We start from the raw sequence: 13,565 nt of genomic DNA on the forward strand, positions 1-13,565 counted from the left end.
AATTATACAGAAGTGATATCTGCTACTTTTATTAATCCATCATGTTTATGAGGTCTTTTATCTAATGCATCCTTAAGAGGTACAATAGTAACAACCTTGTGAACAATTCCGATCATTACTTCACTTTTACCATCTAATAGTGCTTCTACTGCTCCTACTCCTAGCTTACTGGCTAGTACCCGATCATAGCAGCTTGGTGGCCCGCCTCTTTGGATATGCCCTAATACAGATACTCTTACTTCATAATCATTAAGATTTTCTTCAACATATTCTCCTAATTCAAAAATATTTTTACCAGATTTACCTCCTTCTGCTACCACAATTATACTTGAGGTTTTTCCGGTTTTCTTACTTTTTCTTAAAGATTCTATAAGTCGCTCTATTCCCATATCTTCTTCGGGAATCAAAATTTCCTCTGCTCCTGCTCCAATTCCTGCATTTAAAGCTATATCTCCTGCATCACGCCCCATTACTTCGATTAAAAACAATCGATTATGAGAACTTGCAGTATCTCGAATCTTATCAATTGCCTCTACTACTGTATTTAATGCCGTGTCGTACCCTATAGTATAATCTGTACCGTTAATATCATTATCGATAGTTCCCGGGATACCTACTACCGGAAAGTTAAATTCTTCTGATAATTTCAAAGCTCCGGTAAAACTTCCATCACCACCTATTACAACAAGAGCGTCAATGCTATTTTTAATCAGGTTTTCATGTGCTTTCTGCCTACCTTCTATAGTTCTAAATTCTTTTGAACGGGCAGATTTAAGAAAGGTTCCTCCTTTGTTTATAACATTACGAACAGATCGTGCATTTAGTTCTTCTACTTCGTTATTAATAAGGCCTTCATATCCTTTATAAATACCATAACATTTTACCTCGTAATAACTACATGCTCTAACTACTGCACGGATTGCTGCATTCATTCCAGGAGCATCTCCTCCCGAAGTAAGTACGGCTATATTTTTAACTTTTTTTGTCATTAAGTCAAATCTATTGCTATTGGTAGTAATAACCTAATTTGCCTAAAAACTAAAACGTTTTCGGTTAATAAATTCAGCTTTTACTGACAAAAAATGCAATATTTTAACACATATTCATGCATTACGCTAAGAATAAATTAATGAACTTCAAATTGCAGATAAATAAAAACGACTCGCAATAGCAAGTCGTTTTTTGTATGTTAATATTACTGGTTTTGACTATTCTACAATCAAAACCAAGTATTGCCATGCAGCAAATTCATATGCTGTACCAGATGATGCCTCAATTGTTTCTCCTGAAAAGTAATCTGTAAACTTTCCTTCATATGCCAATGTAAACTTTATGGGTTGCTTCGTCATATTTGCAATAAAGATCACTTTATGACCATCTTTTTCTCTTAAAAATGCTAATACACCAGTATCATTAGAAGTTTTAATACGAGTATATGAAGCTGCATTTTTACCACCATGCAATGCAGGGTTTGTATTTTTCAGCACCCCTAATTTCTCATATAAAGGGAAAAACCTGCCTTGTTTTTTTATAATCGTATCTTTTTCAAAAAACAAAAGACGTTTATCCATATCATATTCCTGTCCAGAATAAATCAAGGGCATACCAGGTGCAAGGTATGTAAGTACTGCAAGCATCTCTTTTGCTTCTCCCATTCTTTCTTCGACAGTACCATTCCAGGAGTTTTCATCATGATTTGATGTAAAATTCATTAAAATATCATCTTTTGCATACATGGTATCTATCTGGGCCATTCTTTTATCCCATTCAACAACATTAGCTTTTCCTTGTGCAATATCATTCATTTTATGATGCGTATCCCATCCATACCCCATATCAAAAGCATTTTCTAATAATTCTGGTTCCCAACCTTCGGCTAACATAAATACAGGTTTAATCTTCTTAAATTCTGCTACAGTTTTATCCCAAAAATCTACAGGAACCATCCCTGCCACATCACACCTAAAACCATCTACACCTTCTTCTTTTAACCAATACAACATATCATTTTTCATCTGTTCGCGCATCTCCTTATTGTCATAATTAAGATCTGCCACATCGGTCCAATCTGTACCTTCAGTATGTGTGATAGCACCATTTTTATCTTTGGTGTAATATTCGGGATGTTCTTTTAACCAAATATGATCCCAACCTGTATGATTTGCTACCCAATCCAAAATCACATAGATTCCGTTATCATGAGCCATTTTTACTAATGCTCTAAAGTCTTCGATAGTACCAAATTCCGGATTCACCTTTGTGTAATCAGATACTGCATAATAACTTCCTAATGATCCTTTACTTTTGGTTGTAGAGATAGGATATATCGGCATTATCCATATTACTTTAACTCCCAATTTTTTAAGAACAGGGATATCTTTGGTAAATGCACTAAAGGTACCTTCTTCAGAATATTGACGAATATTAGCTTCATAAATAACTGCGTTTTCCATCATGGCATCGTTAACCGGCGGAAGTCCTTCTTTTATTACTTCTTGGGCTTCGGTTTCCGTTTTAACAGTAGTTTCTTCTTTTGTTGTCTTTCCGCAGGAAAATAGAATTCCAATTACAACAAGACTTAAGGTTATCTTTTTCATTTTATTTAAATTTATAGATGGCTATTTGTGGTTATATTTTATTTTAACTCCAATATCATTGATGTTTTAGCAGATATGCTAAAATCCTCGGTGATGTCTATATTAGAATCAGTAATAATATCGGTTCCGACACTATAGTTTTTTATACCTTCTTTGAATCGCGTAATATCTAACTGTTGGTCTTTTAAGCTATTATTAATAACTACCATAACGCTTTTCTCTTCATTATACCTGAAGTATACATATACATTATCAAAAGGAATGAATTGTAATAGTTTCCCAGTATGAATTACCTCTGCCTGCTGTCTCCATTTTAAGACTTTTCTCGTAAAAGAGTAAAATGCTTCCTGATCATTGGTTCTTCCATTTTTGATTTCTGAAGACAAAAAGGCATTTTTTGTATCTCCCGGCCATCCACCAGGAAAATCTCTGCGAATATCACCATCTCCTTTTTTATCACGATTGCCCAACATACCTATTTCATCACCATAATAAATTTGAGGTATACCGCGAGTGGTACATATCAAAGTCATTACCATTTTATAGGTGTCAATATCTCCTTGATATATCTCATTAATACGATTCGTATCATGGTTTCCGGCAAATAATAGAATATTGTTGATGTCTGGGTATAGAAAATCATTTGTGAAGTTATCATATGCCCTGATCATTCCCTTATCCCAAGAATTTTCGTCTTCGTTAAATAGTACTGTAATAGCATCATGAAGTGTAAAATCCATTACCGATGGTAAGTGAGAATTGTAGTTATCGATAGCTCCAATTTTACTATTTTTTTGCCAGTATGCTATCTGCGCCTGATTGTGCATCCATACCTCTCCTACAATATTAAAATTAGGATATTCGTCCATAATCGCTTTGGTCCATTTGGCTATCCCTTCTTTATCATTATAAGAATAAGTATCTACTCTAAAACCATCCAGATCAGCATATTCTATCCACCAAATTGCATTTTGGGTAATATACTTAAGAAATAAAGGGTTACTTTGGTTCATATCTGGCATTGTAGTATCAAACCATCCGTTCATACATCCTTTACTATCTATTTGTGAAGCATTATCATCAAACTGGGTAGTCATACGATAATTACTACGTCTGAAACCTTCTGGCCATTGGTGTATCCAATCTTTAGTTGGTAAATCTTTTATCATCCAATGCTTAGACCCCCAATGATTTGTTACATAATCCATAACCAGTTTCATATCCTGTTTATGCATTTCTGAAGCTAACCGTTTATAGTCTTCATTGGTTCCATATCGTGGATCTATTGTATACAAATCGCTTTGCGCATAGGTATGATATGAATATGTTGGTTCATTATCCTCTAACAATGGAGTACTCCATAATGCTGTAACTCCTAGGTTTTTAAGATAATCCAAATGATCAATTATCCCCTGAATATCACCTCCATGACGCCCTCCGGGATTAGAACGATCTGCTTTTTCTACCGTATCCTTATGAGAATCATTCTCGGGGTTACCGTTTGCGAACCGATCCGGCATGATTAAATACATCACATCACTACTATCAAATCCTTTTCTTTCTGCAGAATTTTCTCTCCTGGGTTTAAATTGATAAGGTTGAGAAAATACTACACTACCATTTTCTTTAAAATCAATTAAAACTGTACCTGCTTCGACCTCTTTAGTATCCAAGGTTATAAACAGGTAATTTGGGTTTTCTGTTTTTGTAATATCACTAATCGTTATATCCTTACTCTCTACATTATATTTAGCAATATCTTTTCCGTAGCACAGTATCTGAAGTTCGTTATCATGCATAGCACTCCACCAAAATGGAGGTTCCATTTTTTCTACCTGAGCCTGGGCTAACATAATAAAACACCAGGATAACAGTATAATTAGTTTACTTTTCATTTTTTATATGCTTTATATTTATAAAAGGCATTACTATTTTTGGGCGGAGTCAAGAAATAAAATGTATCTATCTCAATACACTTCGACTCCGCCTTATACAAAAGATTGGGGCAAAAAATACTTTTATTACAGTTTTGTATTATTCTAAGCAATAGTATATCAAACAGTTATTAAACTGTTGGGAGAAATTCTTAACTCCTTATCATCTACATAAATTAATAATTCCTTAGTACCTTCAAGAGTAAACGATGTTCCTTCTTGAGATATCTTTACTTTAAGAATTTGATTTCTGAAATTTACATTGAAGGTATACCCTTTCCATTCTTTAGGAATTTTAGGAGAAAAAGAAAGTGTATCATTCTTAATTCTAAGTCCTCCGAATCCTTCGACAATACTCATCCAAGTACCTGCCATACTAGTGATATGTAACCCTTCTTCAACTTCTTTATTATAATCATCCAGGTCTAGTCTTGAAGTTCTCAGGTAAAAAGTATACGCCTGATCCATTCTATCTAAAGTAGCTGCCTGAATACTATGAACACATGGTGAAAGTGAAGACTCATGTACTGTAAATGGTTCATAGAAATCAAAATGCCGTGTCAATTCTTCTTTGGTAAATTGATCCTCAAACATATAAAATCCCTGAAGCGTATCTGCTTGTTTTATATAAGGAGAACGCAATATTCGATCCCAACTCCACTTTTGATTAATTGGGCGTTGTGACGTATCCAAATTGTTCACTGTAATTAATTCTTTATCTAAGAATCCATCTTGTTGTAAGTATACCTGATGCTTTTCTGAATATGGAAAATACATCTTATCGGCCACTTCCAACATTGCGTTGATCTCCTCTTGACCTAAATTGGTCTTTTCTATAATCCTGTGATAGTCACCCGTATATTGGGCTTTTATTTTATCAATATTTTCTACACAATACTCGATACACCACTTTGCCAAATAGTTAGTGTACCAGTTATTATTAACATTATTTTCATATTCATTAGGACCTGTAACTCCAAGGATTACATATTTATTTTTATTGGTAGAGAATGTCGCTCTTTGATGCCAGAAACGAGCTATCGCTATCATTACTTCTAGTCCTTTTTCTGTAACATAAGTATAATCACCGGTGTACCTAACATAATTGTAGATTGCAAATATCATCGCACCATTACGATGTATTTCTTCAAAAGTAATCTCCCACTCATTATGACATTCTTCGCCATTCATAGTTACCATAGGATATAACGCAGCTCCATTGGTAAAACCAAGTTTTTCTGCATTCTCTATAGCTTTTTCTAGATGATTATATCGATAGGTCAACAGATTACGTGCTACACCTTGATCTTTGGTAGCCATATAAAACGGAATACAATAAGCCTCAGTATCCCAATATGTACTTCCACCATATTTCTCACCCGTAAATCCTTTAGGTCCAATATTCAATCTTGCATCTTTACCAAGGTATGTTTGATTAAGTTGAAAAATATTAAATCGGATTCCTTGTTGTGCTTTTACATCTCCCTCGATTACAATATCTGCCATTTCCCATATGTTGAACCATGCCTTTTTTTGTAAATCCAAAAGTGTATTAAATCCTGACTCTGAAGCTTGCTTAAGTATGGTTTTACTAACCTCTTGCAGATCTTCTTCTTTATGATTAAGAGATACTGTATATCCTCCAAACTTTGTGATACCTGCTGTTTCTCCTTTACGAACCTGAATCGTATATTTTAAATGTATATATGTGCCATTAGCCTCTACTTTTGGGGATATATCTTTTTGTATACTATTAACAAAAATCTGATTTGACATTCCTGTACACACATGATAATCAGTCTTCATGGTTTTAGATAAGATATATGCAGAGTTTTCTTCGTGTGCCAAATTATAGGTATCCCAAAATTTATCGTCCCAATTGGTATCTTCATTCGTAATTCCCGAATCCAGATACGGTATTAATGCTATAGTAGCTTCTTGATTTATGGGAGTTACTTCATACTTAATTGCGCCTACTTCATCCAGATCCAGGCTTAGAAAACGTGTAGATGTAACAGATACTTCTATGTTATTGGGTAAAACAGCATGAAATGAACGTTGATACCAACCTTCTTTCATATTTAATTCTCTTCTGAAATTGGTTACTGATTTACATGTATATAAATCCAGTTTCTCTCCTTCAACCTCTATATCGATACCGATCCAGTTTGGAGCATTCAGTACTTTGGCAAAATACTCTGGATATCCATTTTTCCACCAACCTACTCTGGTTTTATCAGGATAATACACTCCTGCAATATAGCTTCCCTGAAAAGTAGGACCAGTATATGTTTCTTCAAAATTGGCGCGCTGCCCCATTGCTCCATTACCAATACTAAAAAGGCTTTCTGATGATTTAACTCGTTCTACATCAAACCCTTCTTCAATAATTGACCAGTTATCTGGTTTTATATAATCCTGATTCATCTATTCTTTTTTATTCGTTTTTAGTAATCAGACCTGTATTGATCTAGGTCTGTCTAAAACATGCCATGAATTTTATCCCGTAATTTTTAGGATGAATTGCTTTGGCTTTCTATATTCTTACTAAACTTTTTTGGCCGTGACCAATTGATTTATAAATTCTTCTTTTATTTCTGTGAAATCTTTAAAAATATAATCTGCTTCGTGTAGTACTTCTTGATTACCAATACCAATACTAATCATATTGGCAATATTTGCAGCCTTAATTCCGGCAACAGAATCTTCGAATACAATACAGTTTTCTGGGGAGATTCCTAGTGCTTTGGCTCCTAACAAAAATACTTCAGGATCTGGTTTAGCTTTAGAAACATTAGTCCCACCTACAATCGTATTAAACTTATCATAGAGTTGTACTTTTTCTAAAATCGCCCTAGCATTTTTACTTGCAGAGCCCAAAGCTATTGCCTGTTTCTCTAAAATCAAATATTCTAAAATTCTGGGTACATCTGGTAAGATTTCACTAGCATTCATCTCAGAGATATAAGTAAGGTACTCTGTATTCTTTTCGAACATTAACTGACTAAATTTTTCTTCTGATATGGTTTTGTTTCCCCATTCCAGAATCTTTTCTAGTGATTGTACCCTACTCACTCCTTTAAGTTGTTCATTCTGTTCCTCAGAAAAAGAAATGCCAAGACTATCGGCTAGTTTTTGCCAGGCCTTAAAATGATATTTTGCAGTATCTACGATAACACCATCGAGATCAAATATAAATGCTTTCTTCATTACTCTATCTCGCTTTTTGGGTTATACGTTATAGCATCTTTATTAACAATCAATAAATTACATATTCCTGCAATGATCAAACTTATTCCTGCTACCAACATTGCATTAATCGTTTCGCTTCCTATAAGTTTGTAAGTAAAATTAACTCCGCCTATAGCTGCGACAATTTGAGGAATAACAATAAACATGTTAAATATCCCCATGATAACTCCCATTTTTTTAGGATCTACAGCACTTGATAGCATAGCATACGGCATCGATAAAATACTCCCCCAGGCAAAGCCTACCAAAGTAAAAGAAAGGAATAGCCATTCTGGTGAAGGGATAAAATACATTGATATAAAACCAAGACCTCCTAAAACAAGAGACACCAAGTGAACCCATTTTCTATTAATTCTTTTTCTCGAAGTATAAAAAGTTAATATTAAGGCAAAAGCCATAGAGGACAATCCATATGTCCCCATATATCGACCAACTTCGTTAGATGATTTTTGAAATGCTGTATTCTCTTTTTCGAATGCTGCAACCGATTCTGGAATATCCATATTAAATGTGGACTCTATCGGTGCAGGAGTATGAAACACATGTTCTGTTAATGCCGGATTTGCAAGACTCCACATGGTAAAAAAGGCAAACCAGCTAAAAAATTGGATTAGCCCTAGTTTTTTCATGGTTAGTGGCATACTTCCGATATTATTCAAAATATCAGGTATAAATTGGTTCTTTTTCTTCTTTTCTCGTTCAAATTCTTCCATATCTTCGGGAGGATATTCAGAAGTTGTAAAAACGGTGTACAGAATACTGGCAAGAAAAACAAAAGCCCCAATAGCAAAAGCTATTTTCACCGACATCGGGATCACGCCATTTGGAGCAGCATCACTTACACCCATTTGAGAAATCATCCAAGGTAAATTACTAGCTACCCAGGTTCCAATACCTATGATAAGTGTTTGAGTAACAAATCCATATGATCGTTGAGATTCTGGTAATTTATCAGCTACCAAAGCTCTAAAGGGTTCCATAGAAATATTTATAGAAGCATCCAGAATCCATAAAAATCCTGCTGCTACCCATAAAACCGGGGAATGAGGCACCAAAAACAGCGCTATAGAACTTAGTACTGCTCCAATTAAAAAGTAAGGTCTACGTCGACCCCATCTTGGGCTCCAGGTACGATCACTTAAGTATCCTATAATAGGTTGAACCAAAAGGCCTGTCAAAGGAGCTGCAATCCATAATAAAGGTATTGCGTCTTTTTCTGCGCCTAAGGTTTGGAAAATTCTAGACATAAATCCGCCTTGCAGTGCAAAACCGAATTGAATCCCTAGAAAACCGAAACTCATGTTCCAAATTTCCCAGAAACTTAATTTACGCTTGTTCATCAAGTAAATATTTAATTATTACTATGATAAGCGAAACTACTTATCAAAACTTATTTTAGTAGAAAGTGAAAATATAAGTCTTGATCGAGGTCAAAGATATTATAATTTTTTAATTAAAATAGCCTCTCTTTATTTTTTTGTTGATTTTCTTTGAATCAGACTTGTATCAATAATAACTGTTCTATACTCCTCTGTTACAGCATCATCCCCTTCTAATTTATCGATAAGAAGTTTTGCTGCTCGTATCCCCATATCTTCTCCATGTTGGCTTATCGTAGTTAAACTTGGGATAAAATGTTTAGAAAGAATACCATCTGTAAAACCAATAATAGCGATATCATCAGGAACTTTTTTGCCTTGTGCATCAAGAACTTTGGCTGCAGTAACTGCAAATAATTCATTTACTGCAAAAACAGCATCTATATCTTTATCCTGTAGGAAGTCCGAAATTTCGGATTCACAATTATCTATATCCTCTATTTTAAGGATAAGCTCTTCTTTTTCAGGAATATCATAAGCTCTTAATGCTTTTAAGTACCCATTAGTTCTTAATTTACCTACACTTATATAATCTACCGTAGTAAGAATCGCTATTTTCTTGCACCCAATAGAAAGCAGATGATTCGTAGCTGTTTGGGCTCCTTTGGCATCATCTATAATCACTTTATCGCATACAACCTCATCAATAATTCTATCAAAAAGTACAACAGGCATCCCTTGGCTCATGGTCTCTTCTATATGATGATAATCTTTTTTGAGCTGTGTTTCTTTAGCAACAGATAGAATAAATCCATCGGCACTCCCACTGGCCAGCATTTCTAAATTAATGACTTCTTTATCAAAAGAATTGTTTGAAGAACAAATGATTACATTGTATCCTTTTTCATTCGCTACCTTCTCTACTCCACCAATTACTGTTGTAAAAAAGTGATGAACAATTTCTGGAATAATAATACCTATAGTCTTTGTTTTCCTATTCTTAAGGCTTAACGCTATATTATTAGGCTTATAATTGTATAGCTTGGCAAAGGCTTTTACCTTTTGTCTCGTATCTAAACTTATCTCTGCACTATCTTTTAATGCTTTAGATACTGTAGAAATAGAAACATCCAGCTCTTTCGCTATCTGTTTTAATGTAACTTTTCTCTTCATCCTTTTCCTTTTTATTGTTTTCATCATCAGATCTACCCGATGTAATTCCCTATGAAATGTACTACAAAAACATACTTAATTATCTTAAATCGATATGTATAGCCTTTTCATTATCCTTATCTTATAGGAGTCATCTGAACTTTTAATTAAAAACCAAATGTAAGCATCAAAATATGCCATATAACCAGAATTATACTTAAAATTCTGATAGAATTCTAAAAGTTTTCCACACGCAAACGTTTGAGTAAGGTTCGGACTACAAATTGACAGAAAATTAACACAAAATTTACATACTTTGGTTGCAGAAAGTGAAAATATAAGACGTAAAACAATCAAAAACTAATTTAATTTTATGAAAACATTTACCAAAAGCGCATTGTTTTTATTATGGTTGATACCAATGAGCTTTTTTGCACAGTCAACTGTTAATGGGACAGTTACTGATGCTGGAAGTGGTCAGCCCATTCCTGGTGTAAATATCATTGTTAAAGGAACCACAAACGGAATAACCTCTGATTTTGATGGTAACTATACTATAAACAATGTCAACAATGAGGATATTATCGTATTCTCTTATGTTGGATTTATACCTCAAGAAGTGGTATATAGTGGTCAGGCTACTATAGCTATCATATTAGAAGAAGATGCTGCAGAACTCGAGCAGGTAGTATTGATCGGTTATGGTGCGACCAGAAAAAAAGATCTAACTGGATCTGTTGCTTTGGTTACATCAGAGGATTTTAATACAGGGAACAATGTTACTCCCGAAAACCTATTTAATGGTAGAGTTGCCGGTGTATCCATTAACACTAACGGTGGTCCTGCCGCTAATTCTGAAATCAGAATCAGAGGTGGAGCATCATTAAACGCATCTAATGACCCATTAATTGTTGTAGATGGCTTACCTCTAAATGATCCAGGAGATTTAGCCAATGGTTCAAGATCTATTCTTTCTTCAATTAACCCCAACGACATTGAGTCTTTTTCTATTCTTAAAGATGCATCGGCAGCTGCCATCTATGGTAACCGTGGTGCGAATGGTGTGATCATTATCACAACCAAAAAAGGGAAAAAGAACTTGCAAATCAGTTTAGATTCTAAAACTAGTGCCACTCGTATACATAAAACAGTAGATGTTTTTTCTGCAGATGAGTATAGAGCATTTATTGCAGAAAATTTCCCAACTCGTGTTGCTGATTTAGGTACTGCAAATACAGATTGGCAAGATGAAATTTATAGAACGGCTTTTTCAACAGATCATAACCTATCGGTGAGTGGTTCTATTATGCAAGTCTTACCTACAAGAATTGCCATAGGAAGATCAGATCAGGAAGGGCTTAGAAAAACATCTAAGTTTGAAAGAACAACTACATCTCTTTCTTTGAATCCCCGATTATTTGATAATCACTTAAAAATAGATGTAAATGCTAACTTAAATTTTGAAAAAAACCGGTTTGCACCAGATGTAGAAGGAGCTGCTATTACTTTTGATCCAACTCAGCCAGTCCTTGACTCAAGTTCGCCTTACGGAGGTTTTTTTGAATATCGAGATTCTAGTACTGGATTTGCCTCAAACAACGTTCAGAGAAATCCTCTGGCTCAACTATTACAAACAAAAGAGATCGCTAACGTAAGACGGTATTTTGGTAATATAAAACTGGATTATCAATTACACTTCTTTCCTGATGTACGCGCTGTATTAAATTTAGGAATAGATGATAGCGAAACGGATAGGTTCCAGGAACGCTCTACCGAAAGTGCAACCGGTTTTAATGCAAACTTGGGTGAATTTTTAGGTTTTAAATCTGATACAGATCTATTAGTAAAAAACCGACTTCTAGATGCTTACCTTAAGTATAACAAAACTTTTGGTCGATTAGATATCGAAGCTACAGGAGGATACTCATATCAAAAATTCGAATTAGATAAATATGAAACAGGAGATCAGCGTGATCCTGGTAATTTCCCAGAAAGAACTATTGATCCAGACGAAGTACTACTGGCATATTTCTTAAGAACCAACTTAAAATTTAATGACAAATACTTTTTAACTGCATCCATACGTAGAGATGGTACTTCACGATTCGCAGAAGATAACAGATGGGGATATTTTCCTTCGGCATCTTTTGGATGGCAAATAAGCGAAGAGAATTTTCTTAGAAATTCTTCTACGGTAAGTAATTTACGATTACGTTTGGGATATGGTATTACTGGTCAGCAAGATATTGATCAAGCCTACGCATATCTGGAGCGATACAGAAGAAGTAGTCCTCTTACACAATATATCCTTGATGGTCAGGTCATCAATATTGTGCAACCACAATTTAGAAATGAAGATATCGAGTGGGAAAAAATAACCGAATACAATATCGGTATAGACTACGGTTTCTGGAACGATAGAATTAGTGGTTCAATCGATGTCTTTAGAAAAGAATCAGACGATTTACTTTCTCAGGCACCGATCCCCGATGCTGCCAACTTCTCTAACCAGGGATTTCAGAACATAGGTAAGTTTATAACAGAAGGTATCGAGTTTTCTATTACTGCCGATGTTATTAGAAATAGCAACCTAAAATGGAATGTAAGCTATAATGCAACATTCATAGATAGAGAAATAGAAAGCTTAGCATTTGGTCAAGACATATTAACCACTGATATTGAAGGCGGTACAGGTAATACAATCCAGATACATAGACAAGGAGAAGCTCCTTTCTCATTCTTTACCTATGCACAAATTTATGATACCAATGGCAAACCTATAGAAGGAGCATATGCCGATCTTAATGGTGATGGAGTCATTAATAATAATGACAGATATATTTCTGGCAAAGGTACTCCAGACTTAATAATGGGGCTTCAATCCAGTTTAAACTATAAGAATTTTGATTTTAGTTTTAGTATGAGAGCTAATATTGGAGGGGAAGTATACAATAATGTAGCATCAAAAAATGCGCAACGAGGCAATATATTTAGAACTGTATTTAATAATACGCCAGCATCAATTTTAGATACTAATTTTCAGAATACTCCAGATGTTATTCTTTCTGATTACTACGTAGAAGATGCTTCATTTCTAAGAATGGACAACATTACATTAGGATACACTCTTAAAGATCTTATGAAAGGTGTATCCAGTCTTCGATTATGGGCTGGGATGCAGAACGCATTTATAATTACAGATTATTCCGGATTAGATCCTGAAATTCAAAATAATGGCGTAGATAAAACGATTTTCCCAAGAGGACGAACACTCTTACTAGGATTAAACTATAAATATTAAAAAATTAAGA

The 13,565-nt window shown here is 34.5% G+C and carries 8 protein-coding genes; 1 reads left to right on the top strand and 7 read right to left on the bottom strand.

Annotation, left to right across the window (positions count from 1 at the left end):
- Positions 1–2: 2 nt before the first annotated feature.
- The 7 genes from pfkA to ATE84_RS19975 form a co-directional block, all read right to left on the bottom strand.
- Complete coding sequence (pfkA, locus tag ATE84_RS19945; protein ID WP_101449640.1) at positions 3–989, bottom strand: 6-phosphofructokinase; 987 nt, start codon at positions 987–989, stop codon at positions 3–5.
- A gap of 219 nt (positions 990–1,208) precedes the next feature.
- Positions 1,209–2,597 carry an alpha-amylase family glycosyl hydrolase gene (locus ATE84_RS19950; RefSeq protein ID WP_101449641.1) on the bottom strand — a complete coding sequence of 463 codons (1,389 nt, stop codon included), beginning with the start codon at positions 2,595–2,597 and terminating at the stop codon, positions 1,209–1,211.
- Positions 2,598–2,635: 38 nt separating this feature from the next.
- The gene (locus ATE84_RS19955) at positions 2,636–4,492 is read right to left on the bottom strand and encodes a glycoside hydrolase family 13 protein (protein ID WP_101449642.1); all 1,857 of its coding nucleotides are present in this window, start codon (positions 4,490–4,492) and stop codon (positions 2,636–2,638) included.
- A 159-nt stretch (positions 4,493–4,651) separates the two neighbouring features.
- Entirely contained in the window at positions 4,652–6,958 is a 2,307-nt protein-coding gene (locus tag ATE84_RS19960) for a glycoside hydrolase family 65 protein (protein ID WP_101449643.1), read from the bottom strand.
- A 120-nt stretch (positions 6,959–7,078) separates the two neighbouring features.
- A complete protein-coding gene (gene pgmB, locus ATE84_RS19965) occupies positions 7,079–7,741 on the bottom strand; it encodes a beta-phosphoglucomutase (protein ID WP_101449644.1) in 663 nt (220 codons plus the stop codon).
- Positions 7,741–9,123 (bottom strand): MFS transporter, encoded by a 1,383-nt coding sequence (locus ATE84_RS19970; RefSeq protein ID WP_101449645.1) that lies wholly within the window; start codon positions 9,121–9,123, stop codon positions 7,741–7,743. The genes pgmB and ATE84_RS19970 overlap by 1 nt, the downstream gene beginning before the upstream one ends.
- Positions 9,124–9,252: 129 nt before the next feature.
- Positions 9,253–10,299 (bottom strand): LacI family DNA-binding transcriptional regulator, encoded by a 1,047-nt coding sequence (locus ATE84_RS19975; RefSeq protein ID WP_255412032.1) that lies wholly within the window; start codon positions 10,297–10,299, stop codon positions 9,253–9,255.
- Positions 10,300–10,627: 328 nt separating this feature from the next.
- On the opposite strand from ATE84_RS19975, the gene ATE84_RS19980 reads away from it, so the two are divergent.
- Complete coding sequence (locus ATE84_RS19980) at positions 10,628–13,555, top strand: TonB-dependent receptor (protein WP_101449647.1); 2,928 nt, start codon at positions 10,628–10,630, stop codon at positions 13,553–13,555.
- Positions 13,556–13,565: the final 10 nt, after the last annotated feature.

It is taken from the genome of Aquimarina sp. MAR_2010_214 (genome assembly GCF_002846555.1).
Lineage (GTDB): Bacteria > Bacteroidota > Bacteroidia > Flavobacteriales > Flavobacteriaceae > Aquimarina.